The organism is Saccharothrix sp. AJ9571, from assembly GCF_021725495.1.
GTDB lineage: Bacteria > Actinomycetota > Actinomycetes > Mycobacteriales > Pseudonocardiaceae > Amycolatopsis > Amycolatopsis magusensis.
Map to the genome: position 1 here is coordinate 6,596,321 of NZ_CP091382.1, position 23,982 is coordinate 6,620,302.

General features: G+C 72.1%; 25 protein-coding genes. 18 read left to right on the plus strand and 7 right to left on the minus strand.

Annotated features, from left to right (window positions below; genetic code table 11):
• Window position 1: 1 nt before the first annotated feature.
• A complete protein-coding gene (locus L3Q67_RS30555) occupies window positions 2–1,723 on the minus strand; it encodes a glycoside hydrolase family 3 protein (RefSeq protein ID WP_499191681.1) in 1,722 nt (573 codons plus the stop codon).
• Between the two features lie 209 nt (window positions 1,724–1,932).
• On the minus strand, window positions 1,933–2,316 hold the full coding sequence (locus L3Q67_RS30560) for a tautomerase family protein (protein ID WP_499184887.1): 384 nt from the start codon (window positions 2,314–2,316) through the stop codon (window positions 1,933–1,935).
• A gap of 125 nt (window positions 2,317–2,441) precedes the next feature.
• Here L3Q67_RS30560 and L3Q67_RS30565 point away from each other — a divergent pair, with 125 nt between their 5' ends.
• From L3Q67_RS30565 to L3Q67_RS30595, 7 genes are read left to right on the plus strand one after another with little or no spacing between them, the layout of a single operon-like run.
• Complete coding sequence (locus tag L3Q67_RS30565) at window positions 2,442–5,294, plus strand: AfsR/SARP family transcriptional regulator (protein WP_499184888.1); 2,853 nt, start codon at window positions 2,442–2,444, stop codon at window positions 5,292–5,294.
• A 40-nt stretch (window positions 5,295–5,334) separates the two neighbouring features.
• Entirely contained in the window at window positions 5,335–6,513 is a 1,179-nt protein-coding gene (locus tag L3Q67_RS30570) for a WXG100 family type VII secretion target (protein ID WP_499184889.1), read from the plus strand.
• 26 nt (window positions 6,514–6,539) lie between these two features.
• Window positions 6,540–6,869 (plus strand): hypothetical protein, encoded by a 330-nt coding sequence (locus L3Q67_RS30575; RefSeq protein WP_499184890.1) that lies wholly within the window; start codon window positions 6,540–6,542, stop codon window positions 6,867–6,869.
• On the plus strand, window positions 6,866–7,654 hold the full coding sequence (locus tag L3Q67_RS30580; protein WP_499184891.1) for an ESX secretion-associated protein EspG: 789 nt from the start codon (window positions 6,866–6,868) through the stop codon (window positions 7,652–7,654). Before L3Q67_RS30575 ends, L3Q67_RS30580 begins: the two co-directional genes overlap by 4 nt.
• A 10-nt stretch (window positions 7,655–7,664) precedes the next feature.
• Window positions 7,665–8,069: a YbaB/EbfC family nucleoid-associated protein gene (locus L3Q67_RS30585; protein ID WP_499184892.1), complete on the plus strand. Its 405-nt coding sequence runs from the start codon at window positions 7,665–7,667 to the stop codon at window positions 8,067–8,069.
• On the plus strand, window positions 8,066–8,374 hold the full coding sequence (locus L3Q67_RS30590) for a type VII secretion target (RefSeq protein ID WP_499184893.1): 309 nt from the start codon (window positions 8,066–8,068) through the stop codon (window positions 8,372–8,374). The genes L3Q67_RS30585 and L3Q67_RS30590 overlap by 4 nt, the downstream gene beginning before the upstream one ends.
• On the plus strand, window positions 8,371–9,126 hold the full coding sequence (locus tag L3Q67_RS30595; protein WP_499184894.1) for a hypothetical protein: 756 nt from the start codon (window positions 8,371–8,373) through the stop codon (window positions 9,124–9,126). Before L3Q67_RS30590 ends, L3Q67_RS30595 begins: the two co-directional genes overlap by 4 nt.
• A 198-nt stretch (window positions 9,127–9,324) precedes the next feature.
• Here L3Q67_RS30595 and L3Q67_RS30600 read toward each other — a convergent pair whose 3' ends face one another.
• Entirely contained in the window at window positions 9,325–10,470 is a 1,146-nt protein-coding gene (locus tag L3Q67_RS30600; protein WP_499184895.1) for an epoxide hydrolase family protein, read from the minus strand.
• 63 nt (window positions 10,471–10,533) lie between these two features.
• Between L3Q67_RS30600 and L3Q67_RS30605 the strand changes: the two genes are divergently transcribed.
• On the plus strand, window positions 10,534–11,505 hold the full coding sequence (locus tag L3Q67_RS30605; RefSeq protein WP_499184896.1) for a helix-turn-helix transcriptional regulator: 972 nt from the start codon (window positions 10,534–10,536) through the stop codon (window positions 11,503–11,505).
• A 3-nt stretch (window positions 11,506–11,508) separates the two neighbouring features.
• On the opposite strand, the gene L3Q67_RS30610 is transcribed toward L3Q67_RS30605, so the two are convergent.
• From L3Q67_RS30610 to L3Q67_RS30620, 3 genes are read right to left on the minus strand one after another with little or no spacing between them, the layout of a single operon-like run.
• Window positions 11,509–12,411, minus strand: coding sequence for an alpha/beta hydrolase family protein (locus L3Q67_RS30610; protein ID WP_499184897.1), 903 nt, complete (start codon window positions 12,409–12,411; stop codon window positions 11,509–11,511).
• Window positions 12,412–12,420: 9 nt separating this feature from the next.
• Window positions 12,421–12,852, minus strand: a complete 432-nt coding sequence (locus tag L3Q67_RS30615; protein ID WP_499184898.1) for a DUF3237 domain-containing protein — start codon at window positions 12,850–12,852, stop codon at window positions 12,421–12,423.
• 6 nt (window positions 12,853–12,858) lie between these two features.
• Window positions 12,859–13,434, minus strand: a complete 576-nt coding sequence (locus tag L3Q67_RS30620; RefSeq protein ID WP_499184899.1) for a TetR/AcrR family transcriptional regulator — start codon at window positions 13,432–13,434, stop codon at window positions 12,859–12,861.
• A 173-nt stretch (window positions 13,435–13,607) separates the two neighbouring features.
• Between L3Q67_RS30620 and L3Q67_RS30625 the strand changes: the two genes are divergently transcribed.
• From L3Q67_RS30625 to L3Q67_RS30655, 7 genes are all read left to right on the plus strand, one after another.
• Window positions 13,608–14,129, plus strand: a complete 522-nt coding sequence (locus L3Q67_RS30625; RefSeq protein WP_499184900.1) for an OsmC family protein — start codon at window positions 13,608–13,610, stop codon at window positions 14,127–14,129.
• Between the two features lie 103 nt (window positions 14,130–14,232).
• Window positions 14,233–15,198 carry a fumarylacetoacetate hydrolase family protein gene (locus L3Q67_RS30630; RefSeq protein ID WP_499184901.1) on the plus strand — a complete coding sequence of 322 codons (966 nt, stop codon included), beginning with the start codon at window positions 14,233–14,235 and terminating at the stop codon, window positions 15,196–15,198.
• Entirely contained in the window at window positions 15,195–16,148 is a 954-nt protein-coding gene (locus L3Q67_RS30635) for a cyclase family protein (protein WP_499184902.1), read from the plus strand. The genes L3Q67_RS30630 and L3Q67_RS30635 overlap by 4 nt, the downstream gene beginning before the upstream one ends.
• A 14-nt stretch (window positions 16,149–16,162) precedes the next feature.
• A complete protein-coding gene (locus L3Q67_RS30640; protein ID WP_499184903.1) occupies window positions 16,163–17,287 on the plus strand; it encodes an FAD-dependent oxidoreductase in 1,125 nt (374 codons plus the stop codon).
• A complete protein-coding gene (locus L3Q67_RS30645) occupies window positions 17,284–18,294 on the plus strand; it encodes an amidohydrolase family protein (RefSeq protein WP_499184904.1) in 1,011 nt (336 codons plus the stop codon). Before L3Q67_RS30640 ends, L3Q67_RS30645 begins: the two co-directional genes overlap by 4 nt.
• The gene (locus L3Q67_RS30650; RefSeq protein WP_499184905.1) at window positions 18,291–19,232 is read left to right on the plus strand and encodes a VOC family protein; all 942 of its coding nucleotides are present in this window, start codon (window positions 18,291–18,293) and stop codon (window positions 19,230–19,232) included. The genes L3Q67_RS30645 and L3Q67_RS30650 overlap by 4 nt, the downstream gene beginning before the upstream one ends.
• Window position 19,233: 1 nt before the next feature.
• Window positions 19,234–20,217: a fumarylacetoacetate hydrolase family protein gene (locus L3Q67_RS30655; RefSeq protein WP_499184906.1), complete on the plus strand. Its 984-nt coding sequence runs from the start codon at window positions 19,234–19,236 to the stop codon at window positions 20,215–20,217.
• On the opposite strand, the gene L3Q67_RS30660 is transcribed toward L3Q67_RS30655, so the two are convergent.
• The gene (locus L3Q67_RS30660; RefSeq protein ID WP_499184907.1) at window positions 20,144–21,007 is read right to left on the minus strand and encodes an aldo/keto reductase; all 864 of its coding nucleotides are present in this window, start codon (window positions 21,005–21,007) and stop codon (window positions 20,144–20,146) included. The genes L3Q67_RS30655 and L3Q67_RS30660 overlap by 74 nt on opposite strands.
• Window positions 21,008–21,109: 102 nt before the next feature.
• Between L3Q67_RS30660 and L3Q67_RS30665 the strand changes: the two genes are divergently transcribed.
• The 3 genes from L3Q67_RS30665 to L3Q67_RS30675 are packed head-to-tail and all read left to right on the plus strand — an operon-like array spanning window position 21,110 to window position 23,980.
• Window positions 21,110–21,982, plus strand: a complete 873-nt coding sequence (locus L3Q67_RS30665; RefSeq protein ID WP_499184908.1) for a LysR family transcriptional regulator — start codon at window positions 21,110–21,112, stop codon at window positions 21,980–21,982.
• 34 nt (window positions 21,983–22,016) lie between these two features.
• Entirely contained in the window at window positions 22,017–22,754 is a 738-nt protein-coding gene (locus tag L3Q67_RS30670; protein ID WP_499184909.1) for a hypothetical protein, read from the plus strand.
• Window positions 22,751–23,980: an SGNH/GDSL hydrolase family protein gene (locus tag L3Q67_RS30675; RefSeq protein WP_499184910.1), complete on the plus strand. Its 1,230-nt coding sequence runs from the start codon at window positions 22,751–22,753 to the stop codon at window positions 23,978–23,980. The genes L3Q67_RS30670 and L3Q67_RS30675 overlap by 4 nt, the downstream gene beginning before the upstream one ends.
• Window positions 23,981–23,982 lie beyond the last annotated feature (2 nt).

The following is a 23,982-nucleotide window of genomic DNA, read 5'->3' on the forward strand; positions in this document are numbered from 1 at the left end:
TTCACCAGCGCAGGCCGTGCCCGAACGGGTACAGGATCTTCGCCGGGTCGTCCGCGGCCGGGATGTCGACCGGCAGCTTGCCGGTCGGCGAGAGCTTGCCCCGCAGGACCTTGGCCAGCGTCGACATGGACACATCACGCCAGTCGTAGGTGGCCACCCAGGTCGCGGCGTCGGCGAAGGCGGGGTCGTACGGTTCCTGGATGGACACCGCGACCACCGGCTTCCCGGTCGCCTGGATGCTCTTGAGCAGGGACACCTGCGCCGGGCTCGTCCGCAGGCCGTTGGCGAGCACGACGATGGTGTCCGCGCCCTTCGCCGCGGCGACCGCCTTGTCGACGTCGGCCGGGGCCGGGTTCTCGCCGGTGGGCACCGCGGTGCCGTGGAGCTCACCGGCCAGCGAGGTGACCGGATCAGCCGGATAACCCGGGAAGTCGGCCTTGGTCCAGCCGGTGACCAGCACCTTGCCCGGCTTCTTCAGCGGCAGCAGCCCGGCGTCGTCGCGCAGGACCGTGGTGGTCTTGCCGGAGATCTTCGCGATGGTGTCCCGGTGCGCTTTGCTGCCGACGATCTTGCCGACGGCCCGCTCGTCGACCAGCGGCTTGGCCAGGATGCCGCGCTTGAACTTCAGCTTGAGGATCCGCAGCACGCTCTGGTCGATGCGGTCCTCGGTGAGCCGGCCGCTGTGCACCGCGTCCGACACACCCTTGACCGCGGCGCTGAAGTCCGGCGGCAGCAGCATCTGGTCCACGCCGGCTTCGATGGCGAGCACCGGTGCTTCCGCGTCGGGGTACAGCTTGCGGATCGCGTCCATCCGCAGCGCGTCGGTGACGACCACGCCGTCATAGCCCAGTTCCTCACGCAGCAGCCCGGTCATGATCGGCTTGGACAGCGTCGCCGGTGCGCCCGACGGGTCGAGGCTGGGCATGGCGATGTGCGCGCTCATGATCGAGTCCGCGCCCTCGGCGATGGCGGCCTGGAACGGCGGCAGGTCGATCTCGCGCCAGTCGGCCTCGGAGCGGTTGATGATCGGCAGCCCGGTGTGGCTGTCGGTGGCCGCGTCCCCGTGGCCGGGGAAGTGCTTGGCCGAGGTGGAGACCGTCTCGGTACGCCTGCCCGCGTCCTGGTAGCCGTGGACCTCGGCAGCCACCAGTTCGCTGCTCAGCCCCGGGCGCGAGGAGAACGACCGGGTGCCGATCACCGGGTTGAGCGGGTTGGAGTTCACGTCGGCCACCGGGGCGAAGTTCTGGTTGATCCCCATCGCCCGCAGCTCGCGGCCGTTGATCTGGGCGAGCTTCTTCGCGTCCTCGGCGGAGCGGCCCGCGCCGAGTGCCATGCTGCTGGGGTACTCGGTGGCCGGCGCGCTGATCCTGGTGGTCTGCCCGCCTTCCTGGTCGATCGAGACGATCAGCGGGACGCGCGCGCCCGACGAAAGCGCCGCGCGCTGCAGGCCGTTGGAGAGCCGGGCCAGCTGCGCCGGGCCGTCGACGTTGTCCGCGTCGTCGTTGTTGAAGTAGATGACCCCGCCGACGTGGTGCTTGCGCACGACCTCCGCGGGCGTGGCGACGCCGTACATCTTCTGGTTGTTCGCGTGGGCTTCGCCCGCCGACTTGCCGTAGACGGAGACCACGAACAACTGGCCGATCTTCTGCTCCAGCGACATACCGCGCAACGCGCTTTCCGCGCTGACACCGTCTTCCGCCGCGATGGCCGGAATCGCGAGCAGGGTGGCGCCCAGCAGACCGGCGCACGTCGCCGCGAACGCCCGTCTGGTGGTGGAACGACTCCCCGGATGCCCTTCAGGCACGTTGACCTCTTCCTTTTCGGCCGAGGGCACGCCGGAACAGAACCAGGTGCCCCCAGCACATATTGGTCTGGTCCAATTTCGGCAAACTACAACCGGGGCACCCGGGGAGTCAATCGGCCGTGTGCGGATCAGTTCGCGTACTGGGCCTCACCGTGGCCGAGCGACCAGTCGATCGGCTCGTTCTCGGTGAGCGCCACGAACACGTTCCTCGGCTCGGTGCCGGCGTACTTCCCCGCCAGTTCGGCGATCCGGCGGTACAGCGCCTTCTTCTGCGCGGGGGTGCGCCCGGCGCGCAGGGTGATCGAGATGTAGGCGATGCCCTCGTCGCGGTGGATGCCGAGGAAGTCGTCGTAGCGCAGGCGGCCGGTCGTGCCGTCGTGGCTGGTCAGGATCTGGAACAGGTCGTCGGGCGGTACGTCCACGGTCTCCTGGAGGGCTTCGTGCACGGCGCGGCCGAGCGCGTCGAGTCGTTCGGGGGTGGCGTGCAGGGCGTCGATGCGAACCAGTGGCATGCCCGGACCGTACATACCAGTAGGTACAGAAATCAAGGCGGTGAATCCACGGCAGTACCTACCTGGAGTCTGATACCTACGGGGCGTAGGCCATATACTCGGCGCATGCCAACGGTGGGGAGCCGGTGCGCTACCGGGCTGGGCCGGGCCGCCCGGTGACCGGGCTGCGGTTCGCCGTGCTCGGGCCGCTGCGAGCCTGGTACGGCGAAAGGGTTTTGGACCTCGGCCCGGTGCGCCAGCAGGCGCTGCTCGCCGCGTTGCTGCTGCGCCCGGGGGTCACCTTCAGCAAACGCGAACTGCTCGACCGCGTGTGGGGCGACGAACCGCCCGGCACCGGCGTGAAAGTGGTGCCCGGCTACATCTTCCGCCTGCGCCGGTGCCTGCACGCCGCCGGTGTCGACGCAGACGCGGTGATCGCCAGCGACCGCGGCGGCTACCGCTTCGCCGGTGACGGCATTTCGCTGGATGCCTCGCGGTTGGAGGAAATCGCCGCCGGAGGCACCGAAGCCGGGCGCGACGGTGACCTGGCCGCCGCGGTACGGGCGCACGCGGAAGCGCTGGCCCTGTTCGAAGGTGAGCCGCTGGACGGCCTGCCCGGCCCCTTCGCCGAAGGGGAGCGGTGGCGGCTGACCGAACGCCGGATCGTGCTGGCGCAGGAAAAGGTCGACTGGCAGCTGCGGCTCGGCGAGTACCCCGGGGCGATCGCCGAACTGTCCGGCCTGACCGCGGCGCACCCGCGCAACGAAACACTGGCCGCGTTGCTGATGCGTGCCTACTACGCCGGTGGCAGGCGGGCCGAGGCGCTGGAGGTGTTCGGCAGGCTGCGGCACCGGCTGATCGAAGAACTCGGCATGGAGCCGGACACCGAGGTGCAGCAGGTGTACCAGGCGATCCTGCGCGGGGACGACGCGTTGCTCGGCCTGACCGCCCGGCGTGAACCCGCCGACCGCCGCACGCGCGTGGAACTCCCGCTCGACGCCGGGGAACTGGCCGGGAGGGACCGGGAACTCGCTTTGCTCACCGCGCCGGTCGAGCACGAGGCGGTGACCATCGCCGCGGTGGACGGCGTGGCCGGAGCCGGGAAGACCGCGCTGGTGGTCCGGGCCGCGCAGTCGCTGCGCGAGCAGTGCCCCGACGGCTGCCTGTTCGTCGACCTGCACGGGCACAGCGAAGGACAGGCGGCACTGGCGTCGACCCGCGTGCTCCGGCGGTTGCTGCGGGCCATCGGCGAGGACGACAGCCGCACGCTGGACGACCTCGACGAGCTCTCGGCGCACTGGCGGTCGGCGACCGCCGCGCTGCGCCTGGTGCTGGTGCTCGACGACGCCGCCGGTGCCGAACAGGTGCGGCCGCTGCTGCCCGCCGGGCCGGGCAGCCGGGTGCTGGTGACCAGCAGGCGGCGGCTGGCCGGACTGGACGCCGACCGCCGGGTTTCCCTGGGGCCCTTGGATCTCGAGCAGGCGCAGCAGTTGCTGAACCGCATCGTCGGCGGCGCGCGGGCGGGCCGTGAACAGAAGGCGGTGCGCGAGCTGGCCCGGCTCTGCGGCCGGTTGCCGCTCGCCCTGAAGATCGCCGGGGCCCGACTGCAAAACCGTCCGATGTGGACATTCGAGTACCTGGTGTCACGGCTGGCCGACGACGGCAGCAGGCTCGGCGAGCTGACCGCAGAGGACCGCAGCGTGGAGGCCGCGTTCCGGTTGTCCTACGAGCAGCTCGCCCCGTTCGAGCAGCGGGCGTTCCGCATGCTGGGGTTGTCCCCGACCCCGGTGCTGGACCGGCTGGTGCTGGCCGCGCTGCTCGGTGCCCCGGCGGCGGACGCCGAGCACGCGCTGGAAAGCCTGGTGGACACCAGCCTGCTGCAGCAACCGGCACCCGGCCGCTACCGGCTGCACGACCTGGTCGCGGTGTACGCGCGCCGCCTGGCCGCCGAAGAACCCGCCGAAGTCGTCGAAGCCGCCGTGAACGGCGTGTTGAACCTCTACATCGGAGCCGGGCGCCACGCCGGCGATTGCGGCCTCGCGGGTTTGCCCGGCGGCCCGGAGCTGGACGGCGTGCCATTCACCGGCTGGCGGGACGCGACCGCCTGGCTCGACCAGGCCGGTGACCTCAGCGACGTGGTCGCCTACGCGGTGCGCGCGGGGCGGGCCGACCAGGCATGCTGGCTCGCCGAGAGCGCGGTCGACTACCTCATCCGGCTCGCCCGCTACGAGGAGTGCCGCGCGGCGATCCGGCTGGTCCTGCCGCTGGCGAGCGAGGCGCGCGACCGGCGGATGCCGTCCACGGTGCGGCTCCACCTCGGGTACGCGCACGCCATGCCGGGCTACTACGACCAGGCACGCGACTGGTTCACCGAGGCGCTGCGGATCAGCGAGCACACCGGTGACGGCCGCGAACGGGCCAGGGCGGTGGGCTGGCTCGGCACGCTCGACGTGCTGGACGGGCGGTTCGCCGACGCGACGGCCGGGTTGACCGAGGCGATGACCGCGGCCGTCGAGTACGAGGACGACTGGCTGCTGGAGCGGGTCCTGTCCACCCTCGGTTATCTGCACCACCTCAACGGCAGGCACGACGAAGCCCTCGGCTACCTGGCGCGCTCGCGGGTGGTGGCGGAGAAGATCGGCAACCCGGTCGTGGTGGCGAGGACCCTGTGTTACGCGGGCTCGGTCCACCTGGCGATGGGGAACTTCGCCGAGGCGGCGGCCTGCCTGCGGCAGGGCGCCGAAGGGGCGGCGGAGGTCTCGGACCGCATCCTCTACGCCAGCTGCCTGACCCGGCGCGGCACGGCGGAGGAGGAACTGGGCGAGCTGGAGCTGGCACTGGAACTGCACCAGCGGGCGCTCGGCCAGCTCACCGAGCAGACCTACGCCCGGCTGGAGAACGAGATCCGCGACCGCCTCGCGGCCACCCGCCGGGCGGTGGACCTGCGCGAACACCGGGCGCGATCGGCGTTACACCGAAATTTCATCGCCCACCCCTAACTTCTTCTCCCATCAGCACGGTGGGGACGGAAGAAGAAGCATGAGCGACAACTCGGGTGATGACGGCACCCTGATCGACCAGGCCTCGGCCGGGGTGCAGGAGCTGGCGGCCGCCGCCACGGCCGTGCTCGGCGAAGCGGGGCCCGCGGGGGCGCTGGCGCAGCCGGTGGTGGACGCCCTGCGCAACGTGTGGGAGGGCTACTTCGGTTCGCCGATCCCGCCCGATGGCACGAACTGGAACGCCTACACGCACCAAGAGCTGTACGGGATGTTGTGGGACAACGCCGATGTCGGCGAGGTCAGCTCGATGGCGGCCGAGTGGGGGCGGCACGGCAGCGAGCTGACCGAGCACGGCGACGCGTTGCGGGGGCAGCGCGGCACCCTGGAGTCGAACTGGAGCGGTGGCGCGGCGGACTTGGCCGCGAACCGGCTCACGGAACTGGGTGACACGAGCTCGGACATCGGCTCGCGCGCGATCACCGTGCAGGGCGCCACGCAGGACGCCGGTGACGCACTCGCCGTCGCGCGGAACACCATGCCACCGCCCGCCGGCGACCCCCTCGGAGCGGGCCTGGCCGGTGCCGCCGCCGGAGCGGGCGCCGGAGCGGCCATCGGGGCGGTGGTCGGCGCGGGAGCCGGTGGGGTGGGCGCCGGGCCTGGTGCGCTGATGGGCGCGGCGATCGGCGCCGTGGCCGCCGGTGGCGCGAGCTACTTCCTGGCCAGCGCGGCGGCGGCCGAGCAGAAGGCGCAGGCGGTGCACGTGATGCAGCGCTACGAGTCGAGCCTGCTGGACAGCAGCCAGGCGATCACGCCCGGCACGGGCGGAGCCGCCGGGAACGCCGGAGCCGCCGGGCTGGGTAGCAGCACGAGCAGCGGGACGACCGCGGCGGGGTTCACGGGTGCCGGACTGGCGGGTGGCAGCGCGGCCGGCAGCGGCGGCGGGCTGCCGTGGAACCAGCTGGTCGGCTCGGTGCCGGTCGAATCCGGTGCCACCACCGGCGGTGGCGTGCTGGGCCGCGGGACGGCGGGCCGGGGTGGCGCGATGTCCGGGCCGCTGGGCGGCCGCGGCGCGAACTCGAGCGGCATGCTGCCCGGCGGTGCCGGTGGCGGGCGCGGGCAGGGCGCCGAGGACGAGGCGCACACGAACCGCATGCCGACCATCGACCAGCAGCTCTTCGCCGTCGAAGAGCGGACCAGCAGCCCGGTCATCGGGCTGTGAACCCCTCGCGAGAACAGGAGACGACCGTGACTTCCGGGTTCCAGGTCGAGCCGCAGGAACTGACCGCACAGGTGGCCGCGCTCGCCGAGCTCGGCGACCGGACCACCGGCCTGGTGTCCTCGGCGAACCGGCTGGCCGGGCAGCTGCCGCGACTGGGCACCGCGCCGCCGGCGCTGCACCTGGCCAGGCGCCTGCGCGAGGCGGCGGGCGAATCGGGGCTCTCGGGTGCGGTCAGCGCCGCCGACGGCGAGCTGACCGGCTACCACCGGGCGCTGCACGCCACGGTAAACCGGTTCACCGACGCGGAAGCCGACCACACGCGGGCGCTGCGGTCCGCGGAGGGGCCCGGCGCATGACACTGGCCGTCGAAGAACCCACCACCGAGTCCGTCCACTTCGGACTTGTCGAGCTGGACCTGCTGTCCGCGTACGCCGGGGTGTCGCCGCCGTTCCCGTTGCGGGTGCCCTCCTTCGGGCGGATCGCCGGTGAGCGCGAAATCCTGCTCGCCGTGGCCGGGGAGACGCTGTACAGACGCGGCCTGGCCGGGGAGTCCGGGCCGGTGGGCATGGCCGCCGAGGTGGTCACCGCGCTGCGGGAGCACCGCGGCACCGTCGATCTGGTGCTGACCGGCGAGCGGGTGATCGGCGTGGTCGCGCTGGTGTACCGGCAGTCGGTGCTGCTGTGCCGCCAGGTGCTGGACGACGACCCGGCGGGCACGGTCGGCGTGCGGCGGTTCCACGACGCCGCGCTGGCCGCCGAACTGCTGAAGCAGGTGCCCGAGGTGGCGGCGCCGGTGTCGATGCCGATCACGCTGCCCGCCGGTGCGGTGACCGCGGCGGCGCGGTTGCCGGACGAGCCGGGCGAACAGGAGCTGCGGGACCTCTTCCGCGACCACGGCGGTGATCCGGCCGCGCTGGACAGCCTGGTCGGACTGGTGGTGCCGGTGCACGGCCTCGGCCAGCTCGGCGCGACCCGGCGCGGGGTGCGGGCCGGGAACGAACTGTCCTGGTTGGACGGTCCGAGGGGGCGGGTCGTGGTGAACGCCGCCACCGACGGCTGGGTGAGCGTGAACCCGTTGCGGCGGACCGGGGTGCGGTCCGCACTCGAAGAACTGGCGACGATCGCGCGCAGCCCGCGCTGAAGGGAAGTCCATGGATCCGGCACGGTGGCTGGCCGACTACCAGAGCAACCTCGAACGCCTCGACGCCACGGCGCGGGCGGTCGAATCGAACCTGCGGCAGGTCGGCGGCAGCGCGACCTCCCCGCGCGGGGAGGTGTCCGTCGCGGTCGGGGTCAGTGGCGCGCTGGAAGACCTGCGATTGACCGCGGCCGCCCGCGCGCTCGACGCCGACCAGCTCGCGCAGCTCATCCTGGCCACCGCGCGGCAAGCGCAGCGCGTGGCCGGGGCGCAGGTCGTCGAGATCATGACCGAGTACACCGGCGAGGGCCCGGCGCTGGACCTGATCAAGCGGAACCTGGCGGCGGCCGAACCCGCCCCCGCCGCCGTGCCCGACGACGACCACTACTTCTCGAACCCACCGGAGATCTCCCGATGAACAACGTGCTGGTCGATCCCGACCGGATCCGGGCCCACGCCCGGACCACCAGCGGTGTCGCGGCGGAGGTGTCCACCGTCGCGGCCGCGTTGCCGGGCGGCCTGGACAGCGCCGCGCTGGGCACCTTCACCGAGTTCCTCACCGCCGGGCTGCGGGAGGTGCTGGGCCGGACCGCTCAGGCTTTCCACCACGCGTCCGCGACGGTGGAGAGCATGAGCACGCGGCTCGGCCGGGCGGCGGACAGCTACCAGGGTGCCGACGGCGACGGCGGCAGCCGCCTGCGCTCGGCGGAGGCGGACCGGTGACGACGACCGAGGTGCTCGCCGAGCTGAAAACCACCACCGCCGCCGTGGAGAACGGGGACTGGGTGGCCGCCGGGCTCGGGGGCGCGAGCACGGCGCTCGACATCCTCGAGATGACCGGCAGCCCGCTGTCGGCGATCTCGGACGCCGGTTTCGGCTGGGTGCGGGGATTCGTGTCGTTCCTCGAAGAACCGCTCGGCCAGCTCTCCGCCGACCCGGACGCGATTTCCACGAGCTCGCAACGCTTCCAGTCCGCCGCGCAGAGCGTTTCCGCGGCTGCCGGGTCCTACCGCGAGGCGAGCACCGCGGAAACCGCGGACTGGTCGGGTTCCGGCGGCACGGAGTACCGCTCGGCCGCCGCGCAACTCGCCGACGGCCTCGAAGCGGCGGCGCAGGCGAGCACCGCCGCCTCCGGCGCGCTCGCCGGTGCCGGTGAGGTGGTGGCACAGGCCCGCGACATCGTCACGCAGCTGATCGGCGAAGCGGTCGCGCGGATCAACCCGATCGTCATGCAGGCACTGGCCGCCGCCCCGGCCACCGGCGGCGCCAGCATCGCGGCGGCCATCCCGCAGGTCGTGCAGATCGCCGTCGAATACGGCGGGAAGATCGCCGAGAAGATGGGGATCCTGCTGTCCAGCACCGAAAACCTGCTGAAACTGGTCCACGGCGCCGTCGCCGCCCTCGACCTCCTGGACCAAGCCCTCACCGCCCTCCAAAGCGAGCAGCACAACAGCGCCTCCCCGCCAATGCTATGAGTGGGGCATTACTAGCGTTCATTGCAAGTAATGCCCCACTCATAGCATTCAGAAGGCGAAACCCACGCTCAGGAAGCCGAGTTCCACGTTCGGGAGGCTGAAGCCTGCATTCGGGAAGCTGAAGCCTGCATTCGGGAAGCTGAGACCCACTTGGGTGGCCGGGTTTCAGAGTCTGGGGCTTGAGCCGGGGTGGGGCGGTCAGCGGAGTTTGCGGAAGAAGAGGCGGACGTCGTCGATCAGGCTGGCCGGGGCTTCCATGGACAGGAAGTGGCCGCCGTGGTCGAGGGTGGTCCAGTGCACGATGTGGTGGTCGCGTTCGGCCCAGCGGCGGATGGTGACGTCGTGCGCGGACACCAGGACACCGACCGGGACCGGGGACGGGGACGGGGTGCCGCCGGTCCAGTCGGCGGCCGAGGTCTCTTCGTAGTAGATCTGCGCCGCCGAGCCCGCGGTGCCGGTGAACCAGTACAGCGCGATGTTCGCCAGCATCCGGTCCCGGTCCACGCTGTCCTCCGGCATACCGTCCTCCGGCAGCGTCAGCTCCTTGAACTTCTCCACGATCCACGCCAGCTGCCCGGCCGGGGAGTCGTGCAGGCCGTAGGTCACCGTCTGCGGGCGCTTCGAGTTGCACTGCAGGTAACCGTCGTTGAAGTTCTGCATCGACTCCCAGCGTCGCTGGTCGGCCTCCGGCAGCTCGTCGAACTCACCTTCGGCGCCGATCGGGAAGGTGAGCACCGCGTTCAAGTGCACCCCCAGCACGCGCGACGGGTCCTGCTTGCCGATCTCCGGCCCGACCCACGCGCCCGTGTCGTACCCCTGCACGCCATAGCGCTCGTACCCCAGCCGTGCCATCAACCGCACCAGCAGGCCCGCCATCTTCGCGGCGTTCATGCCCGGCCCGGCCAGCGGCGTGGAGAAGCCGAACCCCGGCAGCGACGGGATCACCAGGTGGAAGGCGTCGGCCGGGTCGCCACCGTGGGAGCGCGGGTCGGACAGCGGCCCGAGCACGTCGAGGAAGTCGGTCACCCCGCCCGGCCAGCCGTGCAGCAGGACCAGGGGAGTGGCGCCGGCTTCCGGTGAGCGCACGTGGAGGAAGTGCAGCCGCTGACCCTCGACGGTGGTGACGAACTGCGGGTGCGCGTTGAGCGCGGCTTCCTGCGCCCGCCAGTCGAACTCGGTCCGCCAGTACTCGGCGAGTTCCTGGAGGTAGCCGACCGGCACCCCCCGGCTCCAGCCGACGCCGGGCAGTTCGCCCGGCCACCGGGTGGCGGCCAGCCGCTGGGCGAGGTCGTCGAGCTGGGACTGCGGAATGTGCACGGAAAACGGCTGGATGTCCTGTGTCATGGGAACCACGCTAGGACCCGGTTAGGACAGCTTCGGTCCTAACGATCAGGCAGACTGGAACCCATGCTGGAGACTTCCGCGCGGCTGCTGAAACTCCTCTCCCTGCTGCAGACCCACCGCGACTGGCCGGGCACCGACCTGGCCGAACGGCTCGGCGTCACCACGCGGACCGTCCGGCGCGACGTCGAGCGGCTGCGCGAACTCGGCTACCCGGTCCACGCCCTGCAGGGCACGCCCGGCTACCGGCTGGGCGCGGGTGCCTCCCTGCCGCCGCTGTTGCTCGACGACGAGGAAGCCGTCGCGGTGGCCGTCGGGCTGCGGACCGCCACCGGCAGTTCGGTCGCCGGGATCGAGGAGACGGCGCTGCGGGCGCTCACCAAGCTCGAGCAGGTGCTGCCCTCGCGGTTGCGGCACCGGGTGAACACCCTGCAGACCGCGACCGTGCGCGCCGGGACGGCGCCCGGCCCGCAGGTTTCGGCGGACGCGCTGATGACCATCGCCGACGCCTGCCGACGCCACGAGCGCCTGCGGTTCGACTACACCAGCCCGCGCGGCGGCGCCTCCCGCCGGACCGCGGAGCCCTACAGCCTGGTCAACTTCGGCAGGCACTGGTACCTCGTCGCCTTCGACCTCGACCGCGGCGACTGGCGCACCTTCCGGGTCGACCGGCTGACCCCGCGCCCGCCCGCTGGCCCCCGCTTCACGCCCAGGGAACTGCCCTACGATGACGTGGCCGACTACCTGGCGCGGCAGCTGTCCGCGCGGACTTGGCCCTGCCAGGCGACGGTCACCTTGCACGAGTCCGCCGAGGCCGTGTCGGACCGCGTGTGGCCGGGCATGGGCGCGATCGAGGCCGTCGACGCGCGCAGCTGCCTGCTCCACCTCGGTGCCGAGACGACCGACGACCTGGTCTGGATGATCACTTCGGTGCAGGCCGACTTCACCCTGGTCAGTGGCCCACCGGACCTCCCGGGCGCGTTCCGCCGCCAAGCCACCCGCTGCCTGGCCGCGCTCGGCTCAGCGCCCGAGGTGTGAGCCCTATCGGGAAACGGTGGTGGCGCGGCGCAGGTGCCCGGCGATGAGGTCGTAGGTCTGCCGGGCGAGCCCCGGAGCGTCGCCGAGCATGTCGTAACCGTGGTCCGCGCCGGTGACGTCGTGGTGCCGCACCAGCGCCCCGGCCACGTCGAGCTTGCGGGCGTAGGTGATGGCTTCCGCGCGCAGCCGGTCCAGTTCCGCGGTGATCACCACCGCCGGGGCGATGCCGTCGAGGCCGTCGGCGTTGGCGCCCCAGGCGGGCGAGGCGAGCCGGTGTCCGCGCTCGCCGCGGTCGGGAATGTAGGCGGTGTCGAAGATTTCCCCCATCCACGGCTGGATGACCGCCTTGCGGCCCAGCGGCGAAGGCTTGTCCTTGGCCTGCGTGACCAGGTCCAGCGGCGGGTAGTGCAGCACCTGCAGGGCCAGTGCCGGGCCGCCGGTCTCCCACGCCAGCCGCGCCGCTCCGGCGGCCAGCGCGCCGCCCGCGCTCTGCCCGCCGACGGTGAGCCTGCCGCCGTCCCACTCGCGATCGCTCGACGCCGCCCACTTCAGCACGTCGTGGATCTGCTCCACCGGCACCGGGAAACGGCGTCGCGGGGCGAGCGCGTAGCTGGTGTTGAGCACCACCACACCGGCGTGCGTGGCCAGGTGGCGGCACAGCGCGTCGTCGAAGGCGGGCAGCCCGGTGACGTACCCACCGCCGTGCGCGTTGACGTGGACCGCGGGCGGGCCGTCGGCGGACGGCGGGTGGTAGAGCGTCGCGGCGACCTCACCGTGTCGCGTGGGCACCCGGATTTCCTCGGTGCGCACGGGCAGGACGGCGTGGTACGGGGTCCGGCGGTTCGCGAGCTTCGAAAAGGTGCGCGCGGCGAAGTCGGCGACCGGCGGGAACGAGAGGATCGACATGGTGGGCCTTCAGTTCGCGTGGTGGAACTCGAGTGAGACGCCGACCGGGCGCTGCCCGTCGACGACCGGCGTCAGGGTGCCGACCAGGACGGCGTCGTTGAGCCAGGCGTAGGGCCCGTCCGCCGGAGCTTCGATGCGCGGCGTGGTGATCCCGCGCGGGACGCCGTCGAACTCCAGGGTGCCTTCGTTGGTGATCGTCAGCACGACGCCGTCCTGGGTGCGCACGAGGTAGCGCGCGGACACTTCGGCGACCCCGTCGGGACGCACCAGGTTCCAGTCCGCGCCGAGGGGCAGGACCTCGCCTTCGATGCGCGGGCCTTCCGCGGTGCCGCCGGTGATCGGGATGATCCGCCGGTGCCCGCCGGGCACCGGGCCCGCGTCGACCGGTTCGCCGATCAGCACGGTCAGGCGGGCGATGAGGGTCAGGGTGGGGTCAGGCATCTCGGGTCACCTCGTGAGCAGGTCGGCCGGGGCGGTCAGGCCGAGGCCGCGCCACAGCCGCGCGAGCCGATCGGCGAACTCTTCGGGATCGGGGCGTGCCTCGTCCAGCAGCCAGGCGTTGATGATCGCGCCCATGCCACCGGTGACGAACACGGCGAGGTCGTCCAGGGTCTCCGGCGCGACGTCCACCAGCGTGCCGAGCAGGTGCCGGTTGACCGGGGCGAGCAGGTCGCCCAGCGCGCGGGTGAGCGCGAAGGCGCACGGGCCGGAGAGCATCGCGCGGTAGAACTCCCGGTGCCCGGCGAAGTGCCCGACCGCCGCGAGCAACGCGGAGCGGCCGCCCCCGTCACCGGAACCCACCAGATCCCGCCGGGCCAGGTCGGCCGCCGCCGCGACCAGCACCGCGTCGCGGTTGGCGAAGTGCAGGTACACCGCCTGCCTGCTGAGGTCGGCTGCCTCGGCCAGCTCGGTGATCGGCACGGCGGTGGTGCCGCGTTCGGTGACCAGCCGCACGGCCGCGGCGAACAACGCCGCGCGCGAGCGCGCCACCCGGCGGTCCGGTGGGCGCTCGTCGACGGGCATGGACCGTTTATACACAGCTGTCAAGAACTGGACAAGTGTCAATTTACGCGCGCCCAGGCCCCGAGTGTCCCGAGTGGACGGTTTCCCACAGTGCGGGTGCCGTTGCCCCCGGCCGCCCGCGGCGGTCACCCTCACCGGTGTCGGTAAAAATCCCGAGCCACCCGGAGCCCCGAATGACCGTGGAAGTGCAGCAGCCGCTCAACTCCGTCGACCTCGAAGCCGTCGGCGGCCTCGTCGCCGCGGTTCAGGCCGACCCCGCGAAGGCCAAGACCACCTGGGCCGCGCACGTGGCCTGGGAGGGCGGGTTCCGCTCGGCGGCCAAGGTCCGCGGGTTCGAGCCCACGCCGTCGGACGAGCCGCCCGCGCTCGGTGGTGGTGACAGCGCGGCCAACCCGGTCGAGCAACTGCTGAGCGCGCTGGGCAACTGCCTCGCCGTCGGTTACGCCGCCAACGCGACCGTCGCGGGCATCCAGCTCGACAAGCTGACCGTGGACGTCAAGGGCGATGTGGACCTGCACGTGTTCCTCGGTCTCGCCGAAGGCCACGCGGGTTTCGACTCGATCACCGCGAACGTCCGCATCGACTCGCCCGCCTCGCGGGAGGAACTGGAAGCCTTGCACCAGAAGGTGATCCGCAGTTCGCCGGTCGGGCACACGCTGAACAACGAGGTGCCGGTGAGCGTCGAACTCGGCTGAGGGCCCGCTCATCCAAGGCGTGGATGCCTGCCATCAGAGACATTCATTTCCGTGATCCTCCGGGCTGGGCCACAGTGGGTGCAGACCCCCTGGAGGACAGCTGATGGCAGCACCCGCGTCACCGACCCCGTTCGCGCTCGGCACCTTTTCGGCCGCCGGGGAACCGTTCCCCGGCCTGGTGGTGGGCGACCGCGTGGCCGATCTGAGGCAGGCGCTCGACTGGCGGCCCGCCACCACGCTCGCGGTGCTCGACCGCTGGGCCGAGGCGCTGCCCGAGTTGCGCCAGATCGCCGAGGGCGCGCAGGACTGGACTGATCTCGAAGGCCTGCGGGTGCACGCGCCGATCGCGCCGCGGCAGGTGTTCCAGTCCGGCGCCAACTACCGCCAGCACGTGATCGACCTCGCGGTGGCCCACCGGCAGGCGGACTCCGGCGAGACCGAGGAGCAGGCCCGCGCACGGGTGGCGGAGTTGATGGACCGCCGGGCCCGCGAGGACCAGCCGTACGTGTTCATCGGGCTGCCTTCGGCGATCACCGGTCCGCAGGACGACGTGGTGCTGCCGTCGTGGACCACCCAGCCGGACTGGGAACTGGAACTCGCCGCCGTCGTCGGCAGCCCGGCGTATCGCGTGTCCCCGGAGAACGCGCTGGAGCACGTCGCCGGCTACACGATCGCCAACGACCTCACCGCGCGCGATCTGGTGTTCCGCAAGGACATGCGCGAGATCGGCACCGACTGGCTGCGGGCGAAGAACGCGCCCGGCCTCACCCCGCTCGGCCCGTACCTGGTGCCCGCCGAGTTCGTGCCCGATCCGGGTGAACTGCGGCTGGTCCTCAAGCTCAACGGCGAGACCATGCAAGACGAGTCCACAAAGGACATGATTTTCGACGTAGCCCGCCTGGTCGCCTACGTCTCGCAGACCACCACGCTGCTGCCCGGCGACCTGGTGCTGACCGGTTCCCCGGCGGGCAACGGCATGCACTGGGGCCGGCTGCTGCGCGACGGCGACGTCATGGAGAGCACCATCACCGGCCTCGGGACCCAGCGGACCCGGTGCGTGGCCGGGTGAACCGCGCCGATCCCGAAGGCGCGATCGCCGAGGCGGCCAAGGCCTGCTCGAACTGGGGCCGCTGGGGTCCGGACGACGTGCTGGGCACGCTGAACTTCCTCACCGAGGCCAACCGCCGCGCGGGTGCCGCGCTCATCCGCCGCGGCGCGAGCTTCTCACTGTCGCAGCGGTTCGACATGAACGGGCCGCAGAAGGGCTGGCGGCGCCGGACCAATCCGGTGCACACCATGCTCGATACCGGCACGGACGCCGCCGCCGGGTTGCAGGGTTTCCCGCACGGCATCGGCGGCGCCGACGACGTGATCGCCATGCCCCTGCAGTGCTCGACCCAGTGGGACGGCCTCGGCCACATCTTCGACCACGGCCAGGCGTGGAACGGCCGGGACGCGGCCACCACGGTGACCGCCGAGGGTGACCTGGTCACCGGTATCGAGCACATGGCCGCGCACGTCGCCGGGCGTGCCGTGCTGCTCGACGTGGGCCGCGTCGTCGGCGACGGTGAACTGCCGGACGGTTTCGCCATCACCGAAGCGCACCTCACGGCCACCGCCGAAGCCCACGGCGTCACGGTCGGCCGCGGGGACATCGTGCTGGTCCGCACGGGCCAGCTGACCCGGGCACGGCGTGACGGCTGGGGCGACTACGCCGGCGGGCCCGCGCCCGGCCTGTCGTTCACCACCGCGAACTGGCTGCACCGCACCGAAATCGCCGCGATCGCCACCGACACCTGGGGCTTCGAGGTCCGGCCCAACGAGTTCGACCACGCCTTCCAGCCGCTGCACCAGGTGGTCATCCCGCACCTCGGCCTGCTGGTGGGGGAGATGTGGGACCTCGACGCCCTGGCCGCGGACTGCGCCGCCGACGGGGTGCACGAGTTCTGGCTGACCGCCGCGCCGCTGCCGATCACCGGGGCCGTGGGCTCCCCGGTCAACCCCATCGCCGTCAAGTGACCCCGGGAGCCGAGATGACCCGCACCGTGCTCGTCGTCGGCGGTGGCATCGCCGGGAACGCCCTCACCGTCCTGCTGCGCCGGGCCGGGTTCGCCGTCGACCTGGTCGAGCTGCGCGAAGACTGGAACTCCACCACGGGTTCGGGCATCACCTTGCAGGGCAACGCGTTGCGGGTGCTGCGCGAGGTCGGCGTGCTGGACCCCGTGCTGCGCGACGGGTTCGCCTTCGACGAGCTGAGCCTGCTGAGCCCGGACGGCACGGTGCTGGCCGTCCAGCCGTCCGGGCGCGTCGGCGGCGACGACCTGCCCGCCACGGTCGGCATGCAACGGCCCCGGCTGCAGCAGATCCTCATCGACGCCGTCCGCGCGTCCGGCGCCTTCGTCCGGCTCGGCCTGACCGTCACGGCGTTCGAGCAGGACACCGACAGCGTGCGGGTCACCTTCGGCGACGGCACCACCGGCCGTTACGACCTGGTCGTGGGCGCGGACGGACTGCAGTCGGGGGTGCGGCGGCTCATCGGCATCGACTGCGTACCCGAACCGACCGGCATGGCCATCTGGCGCGCGCCCGTGTCCCGCCCGGCGGGGGTCGAGCACACGCAGATGGTCTACGGCGGCGGGTGCTTCATCGCCGGCTGCTGCCCGACCGGCGAGCGCACCGCGTACGCCTACCTGGTCGAACGCAACCGCGACCGGTCGGCCGTCGATCCCACCGCCTACCACCAGGAAATGCGGCGCCTGGCCGAGAGCTACGGCGGCCCGTGGCCGGAGATCCAGCGCTCGCTCACCGATCCGGCGCTGGTCAACTACACCTGGTTCGAACGGTTGCTGGTCGACGGCCCGTGGCACCGCGGCCGGGTGGTGCTGGCCGGTGACGCCGCGCACGCCTGCCCGCCGACCCTCGCGCAGGGTGCGGCCATGTCGCTGGAGGACGTGCTCGTGCTGACCGAACTGCTGGCGGCAGGCGAGGTCTGGGACGACGGCCTGTTCACCCGGTACCACGACCGCCGCTACCCGCGCGTGCGGGAGATCGTCGACGGATCCGTCCAATTGGGACAGTGGTTGCTCGACGGGGTGCGCGACGCCGACGTGCCCGGGTTGATGGGCCGCGCCGCGGTGATGCTGCGGGAGCTGCCGTGACGATCCCGACCGTGGACGTCCACGCGCACGTCCTGCTGTCCGAAGTGGACCAGCTCGTCGAAGGGCTCCCGGGGCTGGCCGCCGCCCGCGAACTGGACGCCCGCCGTAACGGCGCCGAAGCATCGGCGGTCAACGGCGGGATGATCCGCGAGCGGTTGCCCCTGCTGACCGAGGTGGTGCGACGACTCGCCGCGATGGACACCGAGGGCGTGGACGTGCAGCTGGTCAGCCCGTCGCCGTCGCACTACCACTACTGGGCCGGCGCCGAAGTCGCCCGCGCGGTGTGCGAGACGGCCAACACGGCCGTCGCCAAGCACTGCGCGCACGCCCCCGCCCGCCTGACCGGGCTCGGCCTGGTGCCGTTGCAGCATCCCGGACTGGCCGTCCAGATGCTCGACCACGCGCTGAGCGAAGGACTGGCCGGGGTGGAGATCTCCAGCCACGCCCCCGGCCGGGAACTCTCGGATCCCGCCTACGAGCCGTTCTGGGAGCTGGCCGCGGAAACCGGGGCGATCCTGTTCCTGCACCCGTTCGGCTGCACGCTCGACGAGCGGCTGGACCGCTGGTACCTGTCCAACAGCGTCGGGCAGCCGACGGAGAACGCCGTGGCCCTGTCCCATCTGATCTTCTCCGGCGTGCTGGACCGCCACCCCGGGCTCAAGGTCGTCGCCGCGCACGGCGGCGGCTACCTGCCCACCCACCTCGGGCGGGCGGACCACGCCTGGCGCGTCCGCCCGGACGCGCGGGGCTGCGCGCACGAACCGAGCCACTACCTGCGGCACCTGTGGTTCGACTCGCTGGTGCACGACCCGCACGTGCTGCGCGAACTGGTCCGGGCCGCCGGCGCGGACCGGGTGCTGCTGGGCTCGGACTTCCCGTTCGACATGGGCACCACCGACCCGCTGGCCGCCCTGCGCGCGGCGGAACTGGCCGGGCCCGACTTCCACGCGGTGCGCGGTGGCAACGCCGCCGCCCTGCTCAACCTGTCCGCGAAGGAGCCACGATGACATCACGGCGTCTGCTCACCCACCTCCGCCACGTCGACCTCGCCGTGCCGGACTACGACAAGCAACTGGAGTTCTACTCGGGTGTCTGGGGGCTGACCGAGGTCGCCGGGGACACCGGCCTCAGCTTCCTCGCCGCCGAAGGCTCGCCCGAGCAGTACGTGGTGCGACTGCGCAAGGCCGAGGAGAAGCGGCTGGACCTGGTCGCGTTCGGCGCGGCCACGCGAGAGGACGTCGACGCGCTGGCCGAGCGGCTGATCGCGGACGACGTGAAGCTGATCAGCACCCCGGACGAGCTCGGCACCCTCGGTGGCGGCTACGGCTTCCGGTTCTTCGACGTGGACGGCCGCACGGTGGAGGTCTCGGCCGAGGTGGACACCCGCGAACACCGGCGCATCGAAGAAAAGGAAGCCATCCCGGTCCGCCTTTCCCACGTGGTGCTCAACTCCCCGGACCTCGACAGGACCCGCGCCTGGTACGAGAAGCACCTCGCGTTCGCGCTCTCGGACACGCTGAGCTCACCGCACATGGGCGAGGTCATGCACTTCATGCGGATCAACCCCCAGCACCACAGCCTGGCGCTGGCGAAGGGCCCGCACACCTCGCTGCACCACATCTCGTTCGAGCTGCGCGGGCTCGACGAGTACATGCGCGGCACCGGCAGGCTGCTCCGCGCGGGCGTGCACAAGGTCTGGGGTCCTGGCAGGCACATGGCCGGGGACAACACCTTCTCCTACTTCTTCGACCCGCACGGCAACACCCTCGAATACACCACCGAACTGGAACTGCTCGACGAGGACAGCTGGCACCCGCACGTCTACGACTTCTCCGAGCCCGAGGTGACCGACCAGTGGGGCACGGCCAACCCGATGAGCGAGCTGGTGGCCAAGGAATCGTTCAACGATCCGGACCGCGGCTGCTTCGTCGCGCCCCCGGTGTGACATGCGGTTCGCCACCTACGAAAACCGCGGTCGTGCACAGGCCGGAGTGCTCGGCGACGACGATCGGCTGCACCCGCTCGACGCCGCGTCGCTGATCGAAGTGCTGGACGAGCTGCCCGCGGCCGGAGCCGCGGCGCTGGCGGGCGAACCCGGGCCGCACGTATCCGCGGTCCGCCTGCTCCCGCCGCTGCGGCCACCGTCCATTCGCGACTTCGTCACCTTCGAGGAACACGTCGAAGGCATGCGCGGCGGGGCGGGGGTGCCGGAGCAGTGGTACACCGCGCCGACGTTCTACTTCGGCAACCCGCATTCGGTGCTCGGCCCGCACGACGACGTGCCGATGCCACCGGGGTCGGCGCGGTTCGACTTCGAACTGGAGGTCGCGGCCGTCGTCGGCCGTGAGGGCCGCGACCTGACCCCGGAGCAGGCGGGCGCGCACATCGCGGGCTACACGATCTTCAACGACTGGTCCGCGCGCGACCTGCAGACCGCGGAGATGACCGTCGGGCTCGGGCCGTGCAAGGGCAAGGACACCGCGCTGAGCCTGGGCCCGTGGCTGGTCACCCCCGACGAGCTGGCGCGTTATCGCGAAGACGACGGCCGGTTGCGGCTGGCGCTGACCGCCGAGGTCAACGGCGAGGTTGTCGGCTCGGACCTGCTGTCGAACATGAGCTGGACCTTCGAGGAGATGCTCGCCTACGCCTCACGCGGCACGGTGGTGCGCCCCGGTGACGTGCTCGGTTCGGGCACCTGCGGCAACGGCGGGTGCCTCGCCGAACTGTGGGGCCGGGGCGGCGACCGGCCACCGCTGCGCCCCGGAGACACCGTCCGCCTCACCGTCGAGGGCATCGGGCAGTTGAGCGGCACGGTGGTCCCGGGCGCCGAGGTGCGGCCGCTGCCACCCGCCCGGCTCAGCGGGACGCGTCGAGCGCGGCCAGCTCAGCGGCCGACAGCTCCAGGTGGACCGCGGCTGCCGAACTCCTGATGGTCTCCGGCCGCGACGAGCCGGGGATCGGGATGACCACCGGCGACTTCGCCAGCATCCACGCCAGCGTCACCTGCTGCGGGCTCACCTCGTGCGCCCTGGCCACCTCGGCGAACGGGGCGAACCGCGAGCCCAGTTCGCTCGCCTGGGAACTGCCGCCGAGCGGGCTCCACGGCAGGAACGCGATGCCGAGGTCGGTGCACAGCTCGAGTTCCGGCTCGCTGGACCGGAAGGCGGGCGAGAACTCGTTCTGCACGGCGGCGAGCCGTCCGCCGAGGATCTCGTTCGCCTGCCGGATCTGTTCGGGGTTCGCGTTCGAGATGCCGGCGTAGCGGATCTTGCCCTCGTCGAGCAGGTCGGCCAGCGCGCCGACGGACTCGGCGTACGGAACCGCCGGATCCGGCCGGTGGAACTGGTACAGCCCGAGCGCGTCGGTGCCGAGCCGCTTGAGCGAGGCCTCCGCCGCGCGCTTGAGGTGCGCCGGTGAACCGTCGAGCGCCCAGCTCCCGTCGGCGGGCCGGGTGTGCCCGCCCTTGGTGGCGACCAGGACCGCGGAGGTGTCACCCGGGTAGCTCGCCAGCGCACGGGCGATCAGCGACTCGTTGTGCCCGGGATCGCTCGCGTCCAGGTGGTAGGCGTCCGCGGTGTCGATCAGCGTCACCCCGGCGTCGAGCGCGGCGTGGATGGTGGCCACCGAGCGGTCTTCCGGCGGCCTGCCCTGGACCGACATCGGCATGCCGCCGAGTCCGATGGCGCTGACCTCGATCTCCCCGATGCGGCGCGTCTGCATGCGTGCTCCTCCTTCGTCCGGTGCGCCACCCAGCTAACGCGCCGGGCATTAAGCTGTCCAACAGAAGGAACCGATCCGACTAAGCGGTCTGGGTGATCAATGATGGAGTTGCGGCAGCTCGAGTACTTCATCGCGGTCGCCGAGGAATCGCACTTCACGCGGGCCGCGCAGCGCCTGCACGTCGCGCAGTCCGGGCTGTCGGCCACCATCCGGGCGCTGGAGAAGGAACTCGGCGCGCCGCTGTTCCGCCGCAGCACCCGCCAGGTGCGCCTCACCGGGGAGGGGGAGGCGCTGCTGGTCGAGGCGCGGCGCACGGTGGCCGCGGCCGGTGCCGGACGGGCGGCCGTGGCCGCGGTCCAGGGGCTCGTCCGCGGCAGCCTGGCGCTCGGTTCGCTGCAGTGCCTGCACTCGCTGCACCTGCCCGCCCTGCTCCACGACTTCGTGACCGCGTATCCCGGGGTGGACGTCCGGTTGCAGCACGGCGGGTCGACCGAACTGATCGAGCACGTGCGGGCCGGGCGGCTCGACCTCGCCTTCGTCGCGAAACCGGCCCGCTACCCGGACGAGCTCCGGGTGACCCCGCTCGGCACCGAAGCGCTGGTGCTCGCCTGCGCCCCGGACCACCCGCTGGCCGGGCGCGCGTCGGTCGGGCTCACCGAGTTGGCGGCGGATCGCTTCGTCGACTTCCACCCCGGCTGGGGCACGCGGGACCTCGCGGACACCGTGCTCGCGGAGGCCGGGGTGCACCGGAAGGTCGCGCTCGAGGTCACCGACGTGCATTCGCTGCTGGAACTGGTCAGCTTCGGCCTCGGCGTGGCGCTGGTGCCGGAGAACTTCTCGCACAAGACCGCCGAGGCGCGGTTCCTCCCACTGTCCGGCGAAGTCCCGGCCTGGGAGACGGTTTCGGTGACCACGGAAGCGCCGAGCGCGGCCACGGCCGCCTTGTGCGAGCGGATCGGGGACCATTCGGCCTGATGATCCCCGGGCTCGGTTCCGGCAGACTGGCGCGGTGACCGAAGCCCGCCCCGGCCTGGCGCCGGGTACCCGCAGGCCGTCGGGGACGTTGTTCGCGGCGTTGTACGGCTCGCTGGTGCGGCACCCCGGGCACGATCCCGGCCGGGACGCCTACATCCTCTTCCACGACCGGTCGCTGGCCATGGGCTGGCTGGATGTCCTGTGGGGCATGAACGACGCGGGCGAGGAGCACCCGCTCGCCGCGCCGGGGCTGGCCGGCTGGTTCCAGGTGGGCGTCGAAGCGGAGCCGTTGCCGGTGCAGCCGTTCCTCCGCTGTGCCGGTGACGTCCTGGCACACCTCGGCACGCTCGACCTGGACGCGGTGCAGATCCTGCTGCCGCCCGGAGCCGGGCCGGCGTCCCTCGCGACCGCCGCGTGGTTCGGTGACGCCGGGCCGAGCACACCGGTGCGGGTCACCTTCGACAGCGGCCAGGACCCGTCGGTCCCCGCGACGGCGGCGCGCTTCCGGGAACGGATGGCCGAACAGACCGTGTTCGCCTGCGAGTCCGCCGGTGTTTCGCCCGAGCCGAAGCCGCCGTTCGACGACTCCTTCTGGAACGGCCCGCCACGGCATGCGGCGAGTTTCCACGGCACCCTCGCCGAATGGTCCGTCGACGCCATCGGCTGGCTGGGCGGTTACGCCGCCGGCCTGTGCGCCGCCGCGGGCGTGTCCACCCCCGTGCTGCTCACCGTCAGCAGGCTGGGTCCACAACGGACGAAAGGTACGCGATGAAGCGTTCGAGGAAGATCGCCGTGTTCGGCGCCGCTGTCCTGCTCCTCGCCGGATCGCTGATGGGCTCGGCACCGGCGGCGGAAACGCGGCGATCGCCGTGGTTCACCTCGTGGGCGCAGTCGCAGCAGGCGCCGGCCGCCAAGACGTTGCAGAACCAGTCCGTGCGGATGGTCACGCACCTGAGCCAGGGTGGCGACGCGGTGCGCGTCCGCGTGCAGAACACCTTCGGCAAGACCCCGCTGACCATCGACCGCGCGACCGCGGGCCTGAGCGGACCGGCCGCTTCGGTCACCGGCGTCCGGCCGCTGACCTTCCGTGGTCGGCCCGCGGTCACCATCCCGCCCGGCGGCGAGGTCTGGAGCGACGACACCGATCTGCGCACCCAGCCGGACAGCGACCTCAGCGTCAGCATGTACGTGGCGGGCACGGTCGTCCCCGGCCAGCACGACTCGGCGTTCCGCGAGAACTACCTGACCCCCGCGGGCGCGGGTGACCACACCGCCGATCCCGGCGGCACCGCGTACACCGAAACCGTCACCTCGACCTACCTGGTCAGCGCGGTCGACGTGCGCAACCGCGGCCTGCGCGGCACGATCGTCGCCTACGGCAGTTCGGTGGTCGACGGGGTGGGCAGCACCAACTGCGGGCCCGGCTGCACCGAACTGGGCACCAACCGCCGCTGGACCGACGACCTGGCCCGCCGCACCGGCGAGCTCGCCATCGCGAACGCCGGGATCAGCGGCACCACCAGTTCGAACGCCTGCCCCGGCACCCCGGACCGCGTCGCCGGCCTGGACGCGCTCGCCCGGCTGGACCGCGACGTGCTGGCGCTGCACGGCGTCACCGGCGTCCTCTACTACTACGGCACCAACGACCTGGCCTTCGGCTGCACCGCCGGGCCCATCCTGGACAGCTACCGCCAGGTCTTCCAGCGCCTGCGTGACGCGGGGATCGCGGTGTACGTCACCCCGATCACCCCGCGACCCGGGTACACCGCCCAGCACAACCTCGACCGGCACGAGGTCGGCACCTTCACCCAGCGCTGGAACAACTGCTCCGGCACCTGCGACGGCGTGGCCGACTTCGACCGGGTGCTGAGGGACCCGTTGCAGCCCAACGGGATCCACCCGCCCTACGACAACGGCGACGGGGTGCACGCCAACGCGGCCGGGCAGCAGGCGCTCGCGGACTTCGTCTCCCTGCCGATGCTCACCGGCCGGGGCTGAGC